General features: G+C 44.5%; 14 protein-coding genes. 10 read left to right on the top strand and 4 right to left on the bottom strand.

The features are described from left to right. The first annotated feature begins 49 nt into the window (after nucleotides 1–49). From ACSX1H_RS01510 to ACSX1H_RS01480, 7 genes are all read left to right on the top strand, one after another. Nucleotides 50–3,070, top strand: coding sequence for a golvesin C-terminal-like domain-containing protein (locus ACSX1H_RS01510; protein ID WP_439181762.1), 3,021 nt, complete (start codon nucleotides 50–52; stop codon nucleotides 3,068–3,070). A gap of 17 nt (nucleotides 3,071–3,087) precedes the next feature. Then, the gene (locus tag ACSX1H_RS01505; protein WP_439181761.1) at nucleotides 3,088–4,545 is read left to right on the top strand and encodes a glycosyltransferase family 2 protein; all 1,458 of its coding nucleotides are present in this window, start codon (nucleotides 3,088–3,090) and stop codon (nucleotides 4,543–4,545) included. Nucleotides 4,546–4,603: 58 nt separating this feature from the next. Then, complete coding sequence (locus tag ACSX1H_RS01500; protein WP_439181760.1) at nucleotides 4,604–5,548, top strand: DUF4922 domain-containing protein; 945 nt, start codon at nucleotides 4,604–4,606, stop codon at nucleotides 5,546–5,548. Nucleotides 5,549–5,598: 50 nt separating this feature from the next. Beyond that, a complete protein-coding gene (locus ACSX1H_RS01495; RefSeq protein ID WP_439181759.1) occupies nucleotides 5,599–6,504 on the top strand; it encodes a GNAT family N-acetyltransferase in 906 nt (301 codons plus the stop codon). A gap of 156 nt (nucleotides 6,505–6,660) precedes the next feature. Then, the gene (locus ACSX1H_RS01490) at nucleotides 6,661–7,992 is read left to right on the top strand and encodes a SpoIID/LytB domain-containing protein (RefSeq protein ID WP_439181758.1); all 1,332 of its coding nucleotides are present in this window, start codon (nucleotides 6,661–6,663) and stop codon (nucleotides 7,990–7,992) included. A 185-nt stretch (nucleotides 7,993–8,177) separates the two neighbouring features. After that, nucleotides 8,178–9,470: an MFS transporter gene (locus tag ACSX1H_RS01485; RefSeq protein WP_439181757.1), complete on the top strand. Its 1,293-nt coding sequence runs from the start codon at nucleotides 8,178–8,180 to the stop codon at nucleotides 9,468–9,470. Nucleotides 9,471–9,534: 64 nt separating this feature from the next. Next, nucleotides 9,535–10,653, top strand: a complete 1,119-nt coding sequence (locus ACSX1H_RS01480; protein ID WP_439181756.1) for an acyltransferase family protein — start codon at nucleotides 9,535–9,537, stop codon at nucleotides 10,651–10,653. A 96-nt stretch (nucleotides 10,654–10,749) separates the two neighbouring features. Here ACSX1H_RS01480 and ACSX1H_RS01475 read toward each other — a convergent pair whose 3' ends face one another. The 3 genes from ACSX1H_RS01475 to ACSX1H_RS01465 form a co-directional block, all read right to left on the bottom strand. Beyond that, nucleotides 10,750–12,870, bottom strand: coding sequence for a beta-helix domain-containing protein (locus tag ACSX1H_RS01475; RefSeq protein WP_439181755.1), 2,121 nt, complete (start codon nucleotides 12,868–12,870; stop codon nucleotides 10,750–10,752). 27 nt (nucleotides 12,871–12,897) lie between these two features. Next, nucleotides 12,898–15,693, bottom strand: a complete 2,796-nt coding sequence (locus ACSX1H_RS01470) for a TonB-dependent receptor (RefSeq protein WP_439181754.1) — start codon at nucleotides 15,691–15,693, stop codon at nucleotides 12,898–12,900. A gap of 272 nt (nucleotides 15,694–15,965) precedes the next feature. Then, nucleotides 15,966–18,254, bottom strand: coding sequence for an inorganic phosphate transporter (locus tag ACSX1H_RS01465; RefSeq protein WP_439181753.1), 2,289 nt, complete (start codon nucleotides 18,252–18,254; stop codon nucleotides 15,966–15,968). 278 nt (nucleotides 18,255–18,532) lie between these two features. Between ACSX1H_RS01465 and ACSX1H_RS01460 the strand changes: the two genes are divergently transcribed. The 3 genes from ACSX1H_RS01460 (at nucleotide 18,533) to ACSX1H_RS01450 (ending at nucleotide 20,886) form a co-directional block, all read left to right on the top strand. Beyond that, nucleotides 18,533–19,573: a sensor histidine kinase gene (locus ACSX1H_RS01460; RefSeq protein WP_439181752.1), complete on the top strand. Its 1,041-nt coding sequence runs from the start codon at nucleotides 18,533–18,535 to the stop codon at nucleotides 19,571–19,573. Nucleotides 19,574–19,632: 59 nt separating this feature from the next. Next, on the top strand, nucleotides 19,633–20,331 hold the full coding sequence (locus ACSX1H_RS01455; protein WP_439181751.1) for a response regulator transcription factor: 699 nt from the start codon (nucleotides 19,633–19,635) through the stop codon (nucleotides 20,329–20,331). A gap of 123 nt (nucleotides 20,332–20,454) precedes the next feature. Further along, the gene (locus ACSX1H_RS01450) at nucleotides 20,455–20,886 is read left to right on the top strand and encodes an SPOR domain-containing protein (protein WP_439181750.1); all 432 of its coding nucleotides are present in this window, start codon (nucleotides 20,455–20,457) and stop codon (nucleotides 20,884–20,886) included. 72 nt (nucleotides 20,887–20,958) lie between these two features. Here the strand turns inward: ACSX1H_RS01450 and purE are convergent, their stop codons facing one another. Then, a complete protein-coding gene (purE, locus tag ACSX1H_RS01445; protein WP_439181749.1) occupies nucleotides 20,959–21,465 on the bottom strand; it encodes a 5-(carboxyamino)imidazole ribonucleotide mutase in 507 nt (168 codons plus the stop codon). Nucleotides 21,466–21,632 lie beyond the last annotated feature (167 nt).

Raw genomic sequence — 21,632 nt, 5'->3', positions numbered from 1 at the left:
GAATCTTAGAAAAAACTTCCTAATTTTGGTTCGTCAAACAGGAATAGTGATGATGAACAAGTTTTTAAAAATTATCATTTTAGGCATTGTGTTGAACTGGAGCCCAACGGCAGCCTTTGGTCAGGATATCAATGCATCCGATGTGCCGGTCTGCCTTCAGGAATCCTTGCAAAAATGGAGTAACCCAATTGGTAGTTGGGGCCATTTGGGGACTGTTAAGTTAGACTCAGTTGTAATACAAGTTTCAGAACCGCTTGTTTTTTACTATTTTAATAAGCCGCTATCCTATCTGCCTTGGCGCGAAGATTTAGTAGAACGTTTTACCAGTAGTCTGAAAGCTTGCCATACCGGAGATGTTGAAGGCTACGGGGTGCAAGTGTTTAGTAATGGATATACTCTGCAGGATTTAATACCAAATGTTTATCGGGCCAGAATAGCAGTAGATACCTCACGGGTGGCCAGGAAAGGTGCTTTAAACAGGTATATCACTCAAAGTGGTACAGAAGCATACTTAAAAGGCTTAAGTGGTAATCATATCGCACTATGGCACAGTCATGGCTGGTATTACGAGTCTAAGCTCGACCGTTGGGAGTGGCAGCGTGCACGCTTATATGGTTCTGTGGAAGATTTGTCGGCAATGATGTATGTGCTTCCCTATTTGGTTCCGATGCTCGAAAATGCCGGGTGTAATGTGTTTATGCCTCGTGAGAGGTGTTTTAATAGTCATGAGGTAATTATTGATAATGACTATGTGGCCGCTCAATCAAAAGTTCATCTTAATAAAAAACTGACCTATACCACCGAGCGTGGGTTTGTTAATAAAGATACCTTATTTCCCGGGGACAATCCTTTTTTGATGGGCAGTTCGCTCCTGTTTCAGGATGCGAACGGGAAGGTAGCGACGTTTAAAGCCGATGTGCCCGAAGCGGGCGACTATGCTGTTTATGTTGCCTACAAGCGCAATCAGGGCAATAGTGAGTCGGTTGAATACAAGGTACACCATAGTGGCGGTGTTACCAGCTTCTGGTTGAATCAGTCCATGGGAGGTGATACCTGGGCATATTTGGGTACGTTTCGTTTTGATGCAAGCCAGCAAGCAGTTGTTGAAGTGCAAGGAGCGGGGCAAATCTCGATAGATGCTGTTCGTTTAGGCGGTGGCATGGGCAATGTGGCCCGTCGTCCTGCCGATGAGCTGATGCCCAATCAATGGTCCCTAAACAACGGAAAGCAGCAGGCAGCGGATGTAGAAAAAGTCAATCCCGAGCAGTTTGAATGGAAAACTTCAAACAGGCCCCGCTACATGGAGGCAGCCCGTTATTGGTTGCAGTATGCAGGTATGCCCGACACTTTGGTGTATAGCCTGAATGAGAGTAAAAATGATTATAACGACGATTATCAAAGCAGGGGCGAATGGGTGAGTTACCTGATGGGGCAGCCAAATGGGCCAACTAAAGATAGGGGAACGCAAGGCTTGGGGATTCCCATCGATTTGGCTTTTGCGTTTCATACCGATGCCGGTGTTACCCCGAACGACTCAGTTATTGGAACGTTAGGAATATATAGTTCGCAGCGCGACAGCGGTTTTTTTCCACAGGGGCAGTCAAAACTGGCCAGCAGGGATTTAACGGATATCATTCAAACACAAATTGTTGATGATATCTGTATTAAACACAATGCAGAATGGACCCGACGTGGCATGTGGGATCGTCAGTATTCTGAAGCGTGGCGACCCAATGTGCCTACCATGTTGCTTGAGCTGTTGTCGCATCAGAACCTGGCCGACATGCGCTATGGGCTCGACCCTCATTTTCGCTTCGATGTAAGCCGGGCTATCTATAAAGGAATGTTGAAATACCTGGCTAATCAGGAAGGACGTCCGTATGTGGTACAACCATTGCCGGTAAGTCATATGGCCATTACCGAAAACCGGAAAGGTTACCGCCTCAGTTGGTTGCCTGTTGTTGATTCTCTGGAAGCATCGGCCGTGCCAACCAAATACAAGGTGTACCGTCGTATTGACAACGGTGGATTCGATAACGGAACACTTGTGCAGGAACCTTATTATGATTTACCTAAGCTGCCGAAAGGACAGGTGGTTAGCTATAAGGTGACGGCGATTAATGAAGGTGGGGAAAGTTTCCCGGGAGAGGTCCTCTCAGTAGGATTAGCCAATAAGCGGGCTGAGAAGGTATTAGTTGTAAATGCTTTTGACCGGATTAGTGCACCGGCGTTTGTTCAGAGCGAAACCTTTGCTGGCGTGGCCGGGTGGGACGACATGGGGGTGCCCGACAGGTTCGAGTATGGCTACACCGGCCCTCAGTACGACTTTGATCCGCAATCGCCATGGCTCGATGATGACAGTCCGGGTTGGGGCGCCAGTTATGGCACCGACGAAACCAAAAAGATAAAAGGCAATACCTTCGATAATGTCATTGTTCATGGGCAAGCAATTCTGAAAGCCGGCTATTCATTTGTATCGGTGAGTGATGAAGTATTTGAGAGCGAAATTTATGATGCTTTGGCTTACCAGGCGGTGGACATTATTTTGGGAGAAGAAAAAACAACGTCATCAGCCAATGGTGAAACTGTTAAATACCAGATTTATACGCCTGCTCTTATGGCGAAGGTAAAGGAACTGACCAGCAGGGGCCAGCATCTGTTTATGAGTGGGGCATATGTAGGTTCCGACATTCACCTTACCAAAGATACGGTGGCCAAAGATTTTGCGGCTGATGTACTCCGCTTTAAGTGGCGAACAAATCATGCTGCTCGCAACGGAAGTGTTTACTGCACAGATTATGCTGATGCCTTTTTGAAGGGGCAGTTGGTCTTCAACACCGCCTTGCAAGATGCATATTATGCCGTGGAAGCACCAGATGCCATTGAGCCCATTGGCATCAATGCCATCACAGCCATGCGCTATAAAGAAAACAACGCTAGCGCCGCCACACTTTATAATGGCCAATACAAGACTGTTATTCTTGGCTTTCCTTTTGAAACCATTATGGGTGAGGCAGAGCGTGAGCGCTTAATGAAACAGATATTAGAATTTTTTTATAATAAGCAATAAGACTAAATCAAAATACAATGGGTAAAAAAACGACATGTATTCTACCTTATGCCAATAAGGAAGAGTTAATGCCTTCAATCAGGGCGTTTCAGGAAGCAGGATGCTCAACGATTATTGTTGTAGCCAGAGAAGCCGTTTCAATTGAAGGTGTTACTGTAGTGGTGGCAGAAGGTGGTTTAGGTGCCACCAACACCTGGAAGCAATTGATGCCGGAAATAAATGGTGATTATGTAGCTGTTTATACAAAAACAATGTCGCTTAATATTGGCCTGAATGCCATGGAGCGCATGATGAGGTGTTGCGATGATGCCGGAGCAGGCATGGTCTATGCTGACTATTATGAGAAAAAGAATGGACAGCTGGTGGCGCATCCTGTTATTGAGTATCAGGCGGGTAGTTTACGCGACGATTTTAACTTCGGTTCTTTACTGCTGTATAAGGCAACTGCCCTTAAAGAGGCGGTGGAAGCAATGGATGCCAACTATCAGCATGCCGCATTGTATGATTTGCGTTTGCGCGTGTCGCAAAAGCATGAGCTGATGCATTTACCCGAACTGCTTTACACTGAGGTGGAGCTGGATACCCGTTTGTCAGGCGAAAAAATGTTCGATTACGTCGATCCGCGTAACAGAGCGCCGCAAATTGAGATGGAGCAGGCCTGTACGGCTCACCTTAAGGCCATTGGGGCCTACCTCAAGCCAGAGTTTAAGCAAATTACTTTCGATGAGGGGAATTTTCCGGTTGAAGCGTCTGTGGTTATTCCTGTGCGTAACCGCGAAAAAACCATTGGTGATGCGATTGAGTCGGTGTTAAAGCAGAAAACCAATGTTGCCTTCAATCTCATTATTGTTGATAACCATTCGACCGATAAAACCAGCGAAATTATTCGCTCGTTCAATGATGAGCGACTGATTCACATCATCCCGGAACGTGATGACCTGGGTATTGGGGGCTGCTGGAATGTGGCAGTGGCCGATGAGCGTTGTGGTAAGTTTGCCATTCAGCTCGATAGTGATGATTTATACATTGACGAAACAGTTATTGAGCGCATTGTGACAGCTTTCTATGAGCAAAACTGTGCCATGGTAGTGGGTAGCTATCAGATGGTTAATTTTAAGCTGGAAGAAATTCCTCCAGGCTTAATTGACCATAAGGAGTGGACGCCCGATAACGGACGAAACAATGCCTTGCGTATTAATGGATTGGGAGCGCCGCGTGCTTTCTATACGCCAGTGCTGCGCGATGTAAAAGTTCCTAATACCAGCTACGGTGAAGATTATGCATTGGGATTAAATATTAGCCGCGAGTATCAGATTGGACGCATTTACGATCCTTTATACCTGTGTCGCCGTTGGGACGATAACTCGGATGCCTCATTAGATATTGGCAAAATGAATGCGCACAACTTCTACAAGGATAAGATTCGTACCATGGAGCTGAAAGCGCGTTTGCAATTTGTTGAAAATAGTAAGTAGTTAGTAGTCGGTGGCTCTCTATTGCAGGGGGCCGCTGACGAATAAATTTAAGTGAATAATGTCTACTTCTCTCAAAACCAAAACACTAATTGAAGGCCAGCTCCGTAATTGGAGTCTGGCCTCAAATAATTACGCCGGCCTGCAAAAGGTGAAGACTAAAAGCGTTGTGCTCGCAGGCGGCAGCGAAGTTAAAGTTCAGTTTAATCCCGAGCGCATGCGTTCATCGGCCGCTAAGGTCGACACCAAGTCCATTCAGGAGCGGCCCTGCTTTCTATGCGAAAAAAACCGTCCGGCCGAGCAGGAAGGGGTTGACTACGGCGATTATACGGTACTCATAAATCCGTTCCCAATTTTCACGGAACACCTGACTATTCCGCATAAGGAGCATACCCTTCAGCTCATTGCGCCTTATTTTCCTTCCATGCTTGAATTAGCTAAGGAGTTGAATGATTTTACACTGTTTTACAACGGCCCTAAGTGTGGGGCGTCTGCTCCCGATCATTTTCATTTTCAGGCGGGTATTAAAGGATTTATGCCCATTGAGGAGGATTTTAGAAGCGGCGACTATGCAAAATTAATTGTTACTTCGGGAGGTGTGGACGTATTTAACTGGCAAGGCTATAACCGGGGTATTATTACCTTCCGAAGTGCTAATGCAGCGGCCATTGAACAGCTATTTGCCCAATTGCACAAGGCTTTATGGACAAAGCAGGCTGAGGAGGTAGAGCCCATGCTCAATATTTTGGCTGGCTATGAAGAGGAACAGTACGTGGTGCATGTATTTCCGCGTATTTTGCATCGCCCTGCCTGCTATTTTGCCGAAGGGGACGAGCAAATTCTCATCAGTCCGGCATCGGTTGATATGGGCGGTGTGTTTATTACCCCGCGTCCCGAAGATTTTGGAAAGATTAGCGCCGAAGACGTTGCAGAGATATTAAAGCAGGTGTGCATGAGTGAAGAGCAATGTCTGGCCGTCATCAATCAAATTATTGAACAGGGATAATCATCCCTTAAACAGCTATTTTATCCATTGGCTCATCAAAATCTATCTTTATGAATTATCCGCTTTCATTATACCAATCTGCCGATTGTGCAGAAGTCTCCAGGTTCTTAAATAGCAACTGGGAGTACGATAGCATCACTGAGGCCATATTGACGGAAAAGCTGGAGGGCGATCCGCATTGGATGCCCGAAGCTACATTAGTTTGCCGCGATGGAGATAGGATCATTGGATTTATGCAGGGCGTTATGCGCCTGATTCGTGGGGTGAATTATGCCTATATTAAACTGATGGCTGTTGATGAAAGCTATCGGCGCAAGGGCATCGCAACGGCCATGTATAAGCAATTGGAAGAGCTATTCAGACAAAAGGAGGCTGATGTGGTGCGTATCTATGATGTACCGCTAAACTATTTTATGCCGGGGATTGATCCCCGCTATACGCCCGCCCTATGCTGGGCCATGCGACGCGGCTTTGAGCGCTTTGGCGACACCTCTAATCTGCTGGTCGATTTAAATCAAAATTGGAATATGCAGCAGCGCGAAGACGAATTGCAACGCGAAGGAGTGGAAGTGCGTCGGGCGAAACCGTCTGACAAGCAGGCTGTTCTGGATTTTATTAAGGACGAATGGTTGCTGTGGACCAACGAAGTAGAAATGGCCTTTAAGGATGAGCAGCCCTCCATACACATTGCGCTGATGAACGGGCAAGTTAAAGCCTTTTCGGCGCATAATGCCAATAACAAAGGAACCGGCTGGTTTGGCCCAATGGGAACGCATCCCGATTTGCGCGGTAAAGGAATGGGAGCCATCCTGTTAAAGCGTTGCCTCAATGACATGAAGGAGATGGGACTCAGCCATTCGGTAATTCCCTGGGTGGGACCCATCGATTTTTATAGCTGGCATGCCAATGCAAGAGTGCAACGGGTGTTTTGGCGCTTCGAAAAGAAATTGAATTAATCACTGATTAACTACCCAATGATTAGTGGTTAAGGGGAGCTTGTGCGCAGAGTGCGGCTTCAATTTTCACCTATTGATGTTCTAAAAAGACAATAATTAGTTAATAAAATCACTTCGAACTCCGGACCACGGTCTTCGAGCTCAAAAGAAAAAATCATGGAAAAGATACCGGTAATACAGGTTGGTATTCAGTTTAAAGAAACCATTGAATTTACGTTACATGGCCAGTTCAAAACTGCTGGGGGAATTACCCTAACAGGAAAATATACAGCCAGTAAAACACAAGGTGGTATCACCATCAGCGATGGGAAAGATGAGATAAACCTACAATCGGGTGCTGCCATAGAACCGCTGAAGAGCGAAGCGTACTTCACCTTGCATAAGGTAACGATTGGAATTAATTTTCATTGGGAACGCGATGAAGACCAGTCTTTTAAAGGTGGCTTGAAGTTGCTGCTCGAAAATGGAAAAATTACTGCCGTAAACGTATTACCGGTAGAAGATTACCTGATGAGTGTTATCTCATCGGAGATGAGCGCCACATCGTCTCTGGAATTACTCAAGGCACATGCTGTTATCTCCAGAAGCTGGCTGTTGGCTCAAATTGAGAAAAACAAAAGCCTGCAGGCTGACGTGGACGATTACCAGTCCGTGCATGAGACCAATGAGGAGTTTATTAAGTGGTACGATCGCGAAGATCATCTAAATTTTGATGTATGCGCCGATGATCACTGTCAGCGCTATCAGGGGATAACTCGAACCACTACAGATGAGGTTGAAAAGGCTGTGCGGGCCACCTGGGGAGAGGTGTTGATGAATGGCGAGGCCATCTGTGATGCGCGTTTCTCGAAGTGCTGTGGGGGTATGGTTGAGAAATTTGAAAATGTATGGGAGCCGGTGAATCACCCTTACTTGCAGGCATTTCCTGATAATGATATAGATCCGAAAGGATTCAGCCTCGACTTAAAGGTTGAAGAAAATGCGGAGAGTTGGATGTTGGGGTTACCAGATGCCTATTGTAATACAACAGATAAGGAGGTACTGTGTCAGGTACTGAACGACTATGACCAGGAAACCAACGACTTCTACCGCTGGGAAGTCAAGTATACCCAGACCGAAGTGAGCGAGCTTGTTAAAAAACGGACCGGGATCGACTTTGGATTGATTCAGGACCTGATTCCTGTTGAGCGGGGCGATTCGGGCCGATTAATCAAATTGAAAATTGTTGGCGATAAAAAGACCCTGACCATCGGTAAAGAGCTGGAGATCCGCAAAGCTCTGTCGGAGTCGCACCTCTACAGCTCGGCCTTTATTGTTCAAAAGCACAATGAAAATGGCACAACAGCGTTTGTGTTAAAAGGTGCCGGATGGGGCCATGGCGTTGGGCTGTGTCAGATTGGAGCGGCCGTAATGGGAGCCAAAGGTCATGATTACAATGCTATTCTCATGCACTATTTCAGAGGAGCAGAGCTGAAAAGAAGGTATTAGGCATAAGTTGGGGTGAGTTGTGGTAGCATCGTGTGAGACGAGTAAAGTTAAGCAGCGTATGTTCGTCAAACCTAAATGCCACAACTCAAGATCCCGAAGCCAAGGACGTTTTGCTTTGGAGGCTGGGCCCTGATTTACAAAATAAAATATGCACCGTGCACATTGCACCAAGCACTTAAATGAATATGAAACAAAAAAAGACATCTCCCTGGGCCTGGGTGCCCACTTTGTATTTCGCCGAAGGTATTCCTTATGTGGTGGTGATGACACTGGCTGTTATCATGTACAAAAGGTTGGGAATTTCCAACACAGACATTGCATTGTATACCTCTTGGTTGTACTTGCCTTGGGTAATTAAACCATTTTGGAGTCCTATTGTGGATACGCTGAAAAGCAAGCGCTGGTGGATTGTAACGATGCAGCTCTTGATTGGTGCCGGCTTAGCAGGCGTGGCATTTACTATTCCAACCAGTTTCTTTTTTCAGTCAACATTGGCTTTCTTTTGGTTGCTGGCTTTTAGTTCGGCCACCCACGATATTGCGGCCGACGGTTTTTACATGTTTGGCATGGATGAGAGCAAACAAGCCTATTTTATTGGTATACGCAGTACCTTCTATCGCTTATCAATGATTACCGGACAAGGTTTATTGGTGTATCTGGCTGGTCAGCTCGAAACAATAAAGCTGTTTGGCAGTGAAGAGGTGAGTATTCCAATGGCTTGGTCATTAACATTTTATGCAATTACTGGCTTGTTCTTAGTTTTTGCCCTTTATCATAAATTTGCGCTGCCTCATCCGCCAGAGGATCAGGATAAAGAAGTAAAGAGTGTGAGTGAGGTATTGAGTGATTTTCGCCAAACCTTTGTAACGTTTTTCGCCAAAAAAGATATCTGGGTAATCATGGGGATGCTTTTGTTTTACCGTCTCGGGGAATCGCAGTTGGTAAAAATGGCTTCACCCTTTTTACTGGATGCCCGAGAAGTAGGCGGTTTGGGCCTAAGCACCAGTCAAGTAGGAATTGTGTATGGAACTATAGGTGTTATTTTCCTGACAATTGGTGGTATTCTCGGCGGTTTGGTGGCTTCAAAAAAGGGCTTAAAATACTGGTTGTGGCCCATGGTTATTGCCATTAACCTGCCTAATCTGGTGTATATTTATCTATCATACGCCCTGCCCGAATCCTTTGTTTTGGTTAGTGTTTCGGTGGCCATTGAGCAGTTTGGGTATGGCTTTGGTTTTACCGCTTATATGTTGTACCAGATTTATGTGTCGGAAGGCGAGCATAAAACGGCTCACTTTGCTTTCTGTACCGGACTAATGGCTTTGGGCATGATGCTGCCGGGGATGGTCTCGGGATGGATACAGGAACTGATTGGTTATCAGCATTTCTTTGTGTGGGTGATTATCTGTACAATTCCTAGCTTTGTGATGGTAAAACTCATTAAAGTTGACCCTGAGTTTGGCATTAAAAAGAAGTAATCATATAAGTGCATCCTGATGACCGGTTATTCGTGTTCAGGATGTACTTCCAAGTATTAAGCAAATGACTCCAACAAAACGTTACTTAGCCTTAGACGTGCTCAGGGGCATTACCATTGCCGGCATGATACTGGTTAACACGCCCGGCAGTTGGGCACATATTTACGCGCCATTAAAGCACGCTGCCTGGCATGGGTGCACGCCTACCGATTTGGTCTTTCCCTTCTTCCTGTTTGTAATGGGTGTATCGATGTTTTTTTCTTTTGCTAAATATGGCGATGGATTAAACCGGACTTCCCTGTTGAAAATTGCCAAGCGAAGTTTACTGATTTTTGCAATAGGCTTGTTCTTAAACTCTTTTCCGCAATGGCAGACAGATTTTTCTACCCTGCGCATTATGGGGGTACTGCAGCGCATTGCTGTGGTATATGCCATTGGCGCGGTTTTAATCTTGTCATTGAGTCGAGTGCGTCTTATCATTGTTGGTGTCGTTCTGCTGATGGGGCATTGGGCAGCGCTTTACTTTTTTGGGGGTGAAGCGCCTTACTCGCTGGAGGGCAACGCCACCATTCCTTTCGATCGTTTTCTACTGGGAGAAGCCCATCTGTACCGCGGATTTGGTATTCCTTTCGATCCGGAAGGCTTATTCAGTTCGCTTTCGGCGGTGGTGACTGTTCTTATCGGTTATGGTGCGGGCGTAATGGTGAAGCAGGTGGATAAGCAAAAATTGCCGCTTTACCTGCTGGCTGTGGGCAGTGGATTGGTTGTGGTTGGGTGGTTATGCAGCTTTATATTGCCACTGAATAAGCCACTGTGGACATCATCTTACGTTATTTATACGGGTGGTCTGGCCATGTTACTGCTTAGTTTACTGGTGTGGTTAGTTGATATAAAAGGCTACAAACGGTGGACCTCGTTTTTTGTGGTTTTCGGCATGAACCCATTGTTTATTTTTGCTTTTTCTGGCTTATGGGCCAAAGTACTGGCCCGCCTCATTACCATCCGTATTGATACCGATGGAGGCGCGCAGGTGCTCAACGGGTATACGGCCTTGTATCAGCAAGTGTTTGTGCCACTGTCCGGACCGTTAAATGGTTCCTTGCTGTTTGCGCTCACCCACATTGTATTTTTCTGGTTTATTGGCTGGCTATTGTATCGAAACAGAGTTTTTATTAAGGTCTAGTTTCAACATCAGTTGAAGTAGTGTTTGTGTATATAAAAAGATGAAGGTGGCCTTTTGGGGCCACCTTCTTGCTTAAAGATGTTATAATTGGGTAGTTTATTCTGCCGGTGCTGCCCAGCCTGCCGCCCAGTCTGGAGCTTCTTTGCCATTGCCAGCTCCGGTGGCATCAGCTTTTTCAGTAAAGTTAATGCCAACAACTGCTTTTTCGGTGTTGCCGGTACCCATGTCAACAAACGCCACATCGGTTAGGGTAATTTTAGAGGCGTCGAAAGCGCTGTCGTCACCCGATGCATAGAAATAGGCTTGTCCTTTATTGTCGGCCAGCCCGCCAATCACACAGTTAGTAATGGTTTGCACACCGGCTCCTTCTTTGAGGAACCAAGGCTTTTCTCCCATTTTATATACTGTCACATTGTTAATTGTAGCGGTGGTCATAGGGGTAGCAGCTCCATTGGTGCCATTGTTCGACCCTTCAATACCCGACTTGGCTGAGTTGTATGAATACCAGTAGTTACCGGTGCCTGACCAGCCATCGGCAAAATCAATTCCATCATCGTTAGAGTCAATGGCTACCAGGTGAGAGGCATTAACGGTTCCTCCAAAAAACTCAATTCCATCATCATTTCCTTTATAAGATGACACATAATCTACAACTGTGCCTGAACCTACGCCGAAAAATGTCACGCCGTTAAACTGCTTTTCATTGGTAAACACATACCCGGTGTACTCTACGCGCAAGTAGTTGATTGAACCCGAATTATCATCAGCGACATTTCCGCCGTAAGGCAGATTACCTACTTCAGAAATGCCACCCTCACCCGTGTTTACCGGGGCTTTGCCACAAATGACCAGGCCACCCCAGCTGCCCGCTTCTTTTACCTCAGATGTCATCACTACAGGGTTTTCGGCAGTTCCCTGCACAAAAATTTGAGCACCTTGGGCAATCGCTATGTAGGTAGTTGAACTGGCTGTTGCAATAATGGTAGCTCCTTCTTCGATGGTTAGCGAGCCACCGTCTTTCACAATCAGTGCCCCGTCTAATGTATAGGTTGTTCCAGCTGCCAATACCTGATCGTTAGTGTATTCACCCGCGATATTTGTGGAGGGATCCATGGGAGTGATGTCTTCAGGTGAAGCCCATCCTGCGGCCCAATCAGGCGCTTCCACACCATTTCCGGCTCCTGTGGCATTTTCATTTTCTGTAATTGATAGGCCCTCAATAGCTTTGATGGTATTACCAATGCCCATGTCGACAAACTTCACATTGGTGAGGGATATTTTGGCAGGATCAAAATCAGTATCTGAATCCGATGCATAGAAATAGGCTTGTTCTTTTCCGGCCACCATTCCGCCGATTACGACGTTATCAATGGTTTGAATTCCGGCGCCTTCTTTCAGGAACCATGGTTTTTCGCCCATGCCGTAGACCGTAATGTTACTGATTGTAGCGTTGGTCATTGGTGTGGCAGCACCGTCGGTGCCGTTGTTTGAGCCTTCGATGCCCGATTTGGCGGAGTTAAGGGCGTACCAGTAGTTACCAGTGCCCGACCAGCCATCGGCAAAGTCAATGCCGTCGTCGTTACTTCCAATAGACACCAGGTGAGACGCATTCACTGTTCCGCCAAAAAATTCAATGCCGTCATCGTTACCCATGTAGGATGACACGTAATCAACTTTGGTGCCTGAGCCCACGCCAAAGAAGGTGACGCCGTTGAATTGCTTTTCGTTGGTGTAAACATACCCGGTGTATTCTACCCGCAGATAGTTGATAGAGCCTGAATTGTCATCTGCCACACTTCCGCCATAAGGCAAGTTGCCGACTTCAGAAATACCTCCTTCGCCTGTGTTAACTGGGGCTTTTCCACAAATGATTAAACCGCCCCAGCTACCGGCAGTTTTCACATCAGAAGTCATGATTACTGGCTGGTTGGCCGAACCATCAATAAAAATTTGTCCGCCCTGTGCCACGGCAATATAGGAAGTAGTTCCTCCTTTGGCGGTAATTTTGGTGCCGGCAGGGATGGTTAATGAGGCACCATCGGCTATAATCAAAGCGCCATCTAGTTTGTATGGAGTTGCTGCATTAAATACAACATCAGTTGTGATGGTTCCGGCAATATTATCCGGATCAATAGGGTTTACAGGATCATTGTCATCATTACAGCTTGCCAACACAAGCACCATTAATGAAAGGACGAAAAATGATAGTTTTTTCATTTTTACAAATGTTAAGTTTAAAAAAGCTTAGAAATTATATTTTAATGATATGCTATAGGTTGTACCAATCTTGTATTGGCGAACCAGGTAATCTTTATCACTGTTTTGCTGAACGCGTTTGATATTAGGATTGAGCAGGTTTTTGGCTGAAACATCAATACCCAGACGGTTACATTTGGTTTTTAACACAAAGTCGAATGTGTTGATGGCCTGATCAACCTGGTTGCCCATGTTGGAGTGGCCTATGGAGTATAGCCGGTCTGATGTATAGTTGTACACCAGTGCTGCTTTAATGGATTTCTTGTTCTCGTCCCACTTTTGCTTATAGCCTAGGGTAAGGTTGGCTAATAGTGGAGCTGCGCCCTGCAATTGGCTGGTGGCTTTGTTGAAGTTGGCATTGAAACTATAGTTGGTTTCAGTCCTGATTTTTTCAGCATCCAAATCTGTTTGTGAATCCATCAGCGTTATGTTTCCACTGGCGTACACTTTTCTGATTCGATTGTCGGTACTAAAATCGAACAGGTCTTTTTTGGCATCCAGCTCGATCCCGTAAACATGTGCGGCATCGCCCGTGTTGGCATTCACAAATTCATTGAATGTGCCGGCGATAGTAAATTTATTTATTGGTTCATTAATGTATTTGCCAAAAACAGTTGCACTTAAAGCTTCACTATTTTTTGGAAAGACTTCCCACTTTAGGTCGGCATTGTAAACCGTAGATGGTTTTAGCCAGGGATTGCCCCAAATCACATCTGTTAAGCCTGCAAAAGCAATAAAAGGCATCTCCTGAAGCTGCGGCAAGGTATAGGTTTGAGAGGCTGCAAATCGAATATTCGACTTGTCTGTTGTGGCGTATTTGAGCGACAGGCTTGGCAGCATCTTCATCTCGTTGAAATCAATTGTTTCAGTCCGGCCACTTATGTTCTGACGGGAGCGGGTTTTCATCTCCTGGAAAATGCTTTCGGCTCTTACACCGGCCAGTACCAGTAAACGGGGCGACACATTGTATTCATACATGAGGAAGCCTGAATGGAGGTTAATGGTTCCCTCGTAGCTTTCGCCATAGCGCTGGTTGCCGTTTTCATCGCCGGCCGTTGGGGTGTCAATTCTGAACAAGCCATCGATGAAATTTTGTTCGTTAAAAAAATCATCTGCCTGGTCGATGTTTACCATGGTACCTGCATGGATTACCTGGTGATTGAACTGGTAATTTTCGAATTGGCGAAGTTTAATTCTTCCTGAATAGCCAGCTGTTAATTTGCTGCGGTACTCCATGTCATCTGTTAGCCCTTCACCAAACTGTTTGCTTACCGATAGGTTGGCCGCCAGTTCATTATCAGTAAATTCCTGAAAATAGCGGTAGTTGCGTCCAACGGCTTCGGTGTCTAGCTCTCCCATATTGGTGTCTTCGTAGTAGAACAGGTAGGTGTTCTCAATTCGGTCGGGCACACTGTTTATAATAAAATTGTGAGCCAAGCCCCAGTTTAGTCTGGTGCTTTTATTTAGCTGATGTTCGCCAAGCAACTGATTAACTAACACAAAGTTTTGTTGGTAATCGCCACGGCGTTTTAATCCAGGTGTTTCAGGGTCGTCGTTAACATCGCGAATGTGGCCGGCCATTGTGGTCAACTCTTGATTCGAAGAATTAAGCAATAGGCTGTTCAGGTAAATGTTGGTATTGGCACGTGAGTAGTTGAGGTTAAGCATGCCGCTGGTTTGGGTTTGGTAATTATAAGCTTCACCTTCCAGGTTGTCCCAGGCGTTGCCACCTGCATTTACTACCCGCTCAATTTTTTCGGTGTAAGTGCGTTTGTTGTCAAACGAAAGCGTAAAAAAGGCATTCAGTTTGGCAGCCTCGCTTAACTCAAATGATTTACCACCTGAAATACCCAGGCCAATCGATGGGACTACGCTACTTTTTACAGGGTTCCACGAGTTTGTAAAGCCATAGCCGTCCTTATTTTTTAAGGCGTCGATATTGGGTAGTGCTGTGGTTGAAAAACCTGCTTTCCCGTAACCATCATTTAAATAAAAACCGTCGAGGCCAAATAGGCTTGAGTTGTGAGGGACTTTAATGCTTAATGACAGGAATGGGTTGCCGGTCAGTTTTTTCGATACAATGTTAATATTGGCACCGCCAAAATCGCCGTATAGTGGAGCAGTGTAGGTTTTTTCAATGTTGATGTGGGACATCACATCGGTGCTGAACAGGCCTAAATCGATGTTTTTAAGTTCAGCGTTATTGGATGGTAATGGCAGTCCGTTATAGGTAGTGGTGTTATAGCGGTCTCCTAATCCCCTAACGTTCAGAGATTGGGAGCCTTCGTTATTTGCAATGCCCGATACTTTACTAACGGCAGCTGCTGCATCACCAACGCCCTGGGCTGATAACTGAGCGGCTCCTATGCTTTCGACAGCAATGGCTGCTTTTTTCTGCTCCAGCATCAGAAAATTTGCCGATTCGCGGTTGGCTTTTGCTACCACTTTTACCTCGGCCAGGTCTAGTTCTGATTCGCCCATCAGAAAGTTCAGAACGGTTTCTTCACTCTCTTTAATTACGACACCCTCTTTAATTTGTGGTTCGTACGATATGTATTGGCAGCGGATGGTATAGGTGCCGGCCTCCAATGGAGGCATGGTGTAATCACCCATAAAATCGGTAGTAGTTCCGGTGGTGGTTCCTTCAATAATAATAGCCGCTCCAATAAGCTCTTCTCCCGTCTTATTGTCAGTTATTTTCCCTTTTAGTATTCCTGTTTGTGCAAATCCCTGTGTCAGACTTGCCAGACAAAGAATCATCAATCCTAATACTTGTCTTTTCATTTTTCCTCGCAATAATTCAACTATTTCGAGAGCAAATGTATGGCAAGGCCAGAGCAAGGCTGATAAGAGAGAATTAATAGAACTTTAAATGTATGTTAAGCAGGGTGTAGTTCTTGATGGTTGGTTGTGAATGTGTTAATGAGCATATGGTGTTCTTTTTTAAGCGCAGGTGCCTGTAGCTTTAAGGTTCGATTAACACGTTTTTAACATTGTGGCACTTGCCGGATCAAACAGCCATCGATTGTTCTTATTTTTTTTGAATTGAAACCAAGCTATTGACTACTGTTTGAACGATAAGAGGCCACAAAATCTCTGTGTGCTTTTAGTAAGTTAATCGAATAAAGCAGTACATTCTTTGTTTCTGCCAGAACATCCATAAATAGAATGCTTACACGGGTGCGCCCTTCCCCTTTTTGAATGCGTTTGATTTGGTTACGTCGCAGCGAATCCTGGAAACCAATCAGAAAGTTCTGTTTGCTGATCATCTCATTCAGGTGGTCGAAGTTTTGCTCCTTCTCCATATGAATAATGTGATTGAAATAACCAGTTATTTCCTCCAGCAGTTCCTGCAGGTCATCCCGCTGCGAAGGAGTCATCCCTTTGTGTTGATTTTCGATGTGCTCATAAAGAGGATGCGAGATGTTGGTAAGGCAACCAACCAGTTCTGTCAGGTAATCAAATGTTTGGATAAAGTAATGGCCTGAGTCTATGCCTTCTTCCGTAACTTTAGCATAGGCATAAAAGAATTTTGATTTGCTGTTGCGTGTGTATTTGTCGAGGAGTAAGGCCTTATTGTGAGCTTCGTGCAGTTGCCTTACATCTTCATCGATAAATCCCTGAAGCGACAGGTAAAAAACCTTTGAGGCTTCCTGTAAATGGTGGCGTATCTGTTCACTGCCATTATCCATCAGGTGGTCGAGGTTATTGTCTACCTCATCCTGAAATTCTTCTTTTAAAAGGCGTTTTTCTTCCAGTTTGCGGTTGTGATACCTGGTGGTTAACCATAATGAACCGAAGGCGACCGCCGCTAATAGCAGGGCGGCAATCCAGCCGCCATACCAAATTATGTAAGTAAAGATAAATGCACCAATAAAAGCGAGGCAGGCAGTAAAAAACCAACCGCCCAGTATGGATAACACACCTGACACTCTATAAACCGCACTTTCTCTGCCCCAGGCCTGATCGGCTAAGGAAGTCCCCATGGCCACCATAAATACCACAAAAGTGGTGGACAGTGGAAATTGCATGTAAGTACCCAGTGAAATAAGTATGCTGGCTACCACCAGGTTGACGGCCGCTCTTACGGTATCAAAATAAATGACCCCGTCAACAGTTCTTGTTTCGGCGGTCTCGGCTTTTTGGTAGCGCGAATCGAAAAACTGGACTATGGGCCTTGGTAAAACACCAACAATTACCGAATGCAGATGGAGAAAGTTACGAACAATGACCCTGGATAGGTGTGAGGGTTCAAAACGTTCGTAGCCCGATGACTGACGTCCCAGGTGAACCTCTGTTTCGGTGACGCTACGCGCCTTTTTCGAACGAAAAAGAGTGATGATCATTACGATGGCCGAAAAACTAAATATTATTGCATAGGTATAGTCGCTGAAAATACTCCTGCGAATAATGCCATCGGCCATAAAATCGAGTGAGAAATGATTGGGTGATGTTTGTCCCGATGCAATAAATTCTTTAAAACTCTCAATGGCGGCCAGTGGAATGCCAATAAAATTGACCAGGTCATTGGCTGCAAAAGACATCGCCAGCGCAAAGGTGCCAAACAAGACCACAATCCGCGGAACATCTACATTGAACGAAAGACTTAAAAACAGAAAAATAAAGGTTGTAAGGGCAAATATGCCCAATAGAATTTCCGTTTGCAGCCGCACAATGGTTTCAAACCAGGGGTAGGAATCAAAAATACTCGTGTCGCCAAGCCCTTTTTTTAGGATCATGAAAAAGATGGCCGTAATGGCCAATCCACCAACAATGGCAAACAGGTATTTGAAGCGCCGCTGGTAATTAAAGCTGAAGATAATACGCGTTAAAAATTGCACCAGAATGCCGACCACAAAAGCCAAAAATATGGATAGTAAAATACCGGCCAGAATAATAAAAGCTTTGTCGGTATTAATCATTTTTTCCACTTCGATGCCATCAATGCGGGCTTGTCGTGTTTTAATAAACGACAGAGCCATGGCGCCTCCCAGCAGCTCAAAAACGATGGCTATGGTGGTTGAGGTCGGAAACCCTAATGTATTAAATCCATCGATAAGGATGATATCTATGATCATTACGGCTACAAATACCACAATCAGCTCGGTAAATGCAAAACTGGAGGGATTGATAACTCCTTTACGGGCCACTTCCATCATATTGGCCGAAAGCAGTGAGCCTATTAAAAGGCCAAGAGCTGCCACCCAATAGACAAATTTTCTTTTTGCCGTGCGGGAACCAATGGCGGCATTTAAAAAGTTAACGGCATCGTTCGAAACTCCCACTACTAAGTCCACAACGGCCAATAAGCCCAGAAGAATAACAGCTATCCAGATAAACGTCATAATCTTTTATTGTTAAAGCCAAAGATAGGCGTAACCTCACTTTCAAAAGGTAAGTCAATGTTAAATTTATGTTACTATTGCCAGCAAAATTAATATTGCAAAGCTATCTAATATCAGTCTTGTAAAGCAATAGCTGCTTAACATTAGCTTAACATTTGCAATTATCTTATAAATTGATTGATAAGGCAATAATTACTATAACTTTGTTGAAAAAGATAGGTCTTTTTTTTAATGTTTGCATAGAAAAACGATCCATCCCAAACAATAATACTTAGGATATGAAATCTCTTGAGCCACAAAAAATAGCAGGTTTTGTTGCCATCGGCTTTTTAGTACTCGCTTTTGTGTTTTTTGGAGTCAATTATTTTAGCCCCAACCTGTTTTACTCACTGGTTATTTCAGTGCCTGTGTTCTTTGCGGTCTCATTTGCCTTGGTCAATTATTTTATCAACTCCTTTATTTACTCCAAAATTAAACCGATCTATCAAACCATTTATGGGCCGGATGATAAAGGGCAAAAGATGGATATGAATGCACCTTATTCAGATGATATTTTATCAACAGTAAACCGTGAAGTGGTTAATTGGATGCAAGACCGGACCCAGGAGATTCAGGAGCTTAAGCAGATGGAGAAGTACCGGAAGGAGTTTTTGGGGAATGTGTCGCACGAATTAAAAACACCAATATTTAATATTCAGGGATATATACTCACTCTTCTTGATGGAGGAATTGATGATCCTAATATCAATATGCGCTACCTCACCCGCACCGAAAAAAGTATTGACAGGATGATTTCGATAATCGAAGATTTAGAGGCGATTTCGAAGTTGGAGGCAGGGGAATTGCAGCTCCATAAGGAGCGCTTTAATTTGTGTCAGCTTGTTGATGATGTGTTTGAGCTTCAGGAAATACGGGCCAACCAGAAAACTATTCAACTTGATTTTGGCGAAGGAGCCGATGCCCCATTGTATGTGAAGGCTGATAAACAGCGCATCTTCCAGGTGATGAGTAATCTGATAGTCAACTCTATCAATTACGGAAAAAAAGGTGGGAAAACAGAAGTGAGTTTTTTTGATATGGGTAACCGGGTGCTGGTGGAAGTAAAAGATACCGGTATTGGCATTCCCGAGGAAAGTCTGCCGCGTATTTTTGAGCGATTTTACAGGGCCGATAAAAGCAGAAGCCGCGAGCAGGGCGGGACAGGTTTGGGTCTGGCCATTGTTAAGCATTTAATTGAGGCCCACGGACAACGCATTAATGTGCGGAGTAAACTCGGACAAGGTACTGTATTCACCTTCACCCTGGAGAGGGCCCTATAATCTTTACCAAACAAATTGTTAATCACATTATTTACTTTCGTATAACCAATATGTGTATAATGAATGTAGAAAATTACAAGGTGCTTTTAGTCGACGACGAGCCTGATATTCTGGAGTTTTTAAGCTATAACATGCGAAAGGAAGGTTTTCAGGTGCTAACGGCCAGCAACGGGCAGGAAGCTATTAAAGTGGCCGAGGCAGAAATGCCTGAGCTTATTATTTTAGATGTTATGATGCCCGAAATGGATGGCATTGAAACTTGCGAAGAAATAAAAAAGATTCCTGCACTGAAAAATTCTATCGTAGCGTTTTTAACGGCCCGTGGCGAAGATTATTCGCAGATTGCCGGTTTTGACGCTGGTGCCGACGATTATATTACAAAGCCAATTAAGCCAAAAGTATTGATATCAAGGGCTAAAGCTTTGCTTAAAAGGTATCGACCCGAAGATGGTGCTGCAGAACAAGAGGAAGGACAAGTGAAGCAAATCGGTGATTTGATTATCGATAGAGAACGCTACCTGATTGTGAATGCCGGTGATGAGCTGGTATTGCCCAAAAAGGAGTTTGAATTGCTGGTGTTGCTGGCTTCCAAGCCCGAAAAAGTGTTTACTCGCGACGAGATTTATAATGCCGTTTGGGGAGATAATATAATTGTGGGCGACCGAACCATTGATGTGCATATTCGCAAACTACGGGAAAAGATTGGACAGGAACATATTAAAACCATAAAAGGGGTTGGCTATAAGTATGTTGTGTAGGTTTTTGTGAGGACTTGCAGCAATATACTACTTATAAATATTGCGAAGCAACATCAATTTCCTTACTTTTAACTCTGTTTATTGTACAAGTATGATTACTTTCAAACACGCAAACTAGTTCTTATGAGGAAATTAATAACTGCTTTTGCTATTCTTGCTCTGCTAATAGTGGGGTGTAAGGATAAAACAGCAAAAACACCACAAAAACCAGTGAAGACAGCTGTTGTTGAAAAACAAGTGGTAGCAGACTCACTAAATAATGAAACCCCGGAGCCTGTGGTGGAAGAGGTTCAGCCGGAGCCACCTAAGCCAGCTGATAAATATTTTTTGATAGCCGGGAGTTTTGCCAGTCGACACAACGCCGATGAATTCGTTACGCAATTAACCAACGAGGGATATAATGCCCAGGTAATTGAGCGTCCGGCGGGCCCTAATAGCGATTTTTATAAGGTCTCTTACATGTCGTTTTATGATCGAAACGAAGCTTTTGCCGAATTACGAAACGCACGCGACATTGAAGGCCGTGACGATGTGTGGCTGTTGATTAAAAAATAAAAACTCAACGTTATAAAAAAAGAGTTTGCCAAGCGCAAACTCTTTTTTTGTGGTATTGTATATTAAAACCTCTTAGTTGGTTTTAAATTCATACGTTACTTCTTTTAACTCTTCGTTAGCCTTCACAATTTTTTCCTTCAGGCTTTCCTTAAAATCAGCCAACTTTTGCGATAACTCGGCATCGCCAGTGGCAATCATTTGTGCGGCTAAGATGCCTGCGTTTTGAGCTCCGTTAATTCCAACGGTCGCTACAGGAATTCCTGGAGGCATTTGTGCAATGGATAACAAAGCATCCATTCCGTCGAGGCTGGCATTGATAGGAACGCCAATCACCGGAATTTTTACCATTGATGCAATTACACCGGGTAAGTGAGCTGCCATACCTGCCGCTGCAATAATAACTTTAACGCCTCTGCTCTCTGCACTTTTGGCAAACGTTTCAACCTCTGCCGGCGTTCGGTGTGCTGAAAGGGCATTGATTTCGAATGGGATCTTCAGATCATTTAAAAAATCGGCCGCCTTCTTCATCACTGGAAGATCCGACGTGCTTCCCATAATAATACTAACTTTTGGTTGCATAATTATCCATTTATTTGGTTACTAAAAATTCTCTGATAGAACCTTTCGTTAATTTTTCCCATCACAAAAATAGTTAAGAAAGGATTATAATCATGTAGTTATCTTTATTTTTTATACTTTTGCAGCTTAAAATCCAGAGTTTTATTTGACTAATCCATGTTTTTAGA

It is taken from the genome of Carboxylicivirga taeanensis, assembly GCF_051851475.1.
GTDB lineage: Bacteria > Bacteroidota > Bacteroidia > Bacteroidales > Marinilabiliaceae > Carboxylicivirga > Carboxylicivirga taeanensis.
Note: the sequence above shows the minus strand (reverse complement) of the source record. Positions and strands in the feature narration are given on the sequence as shown.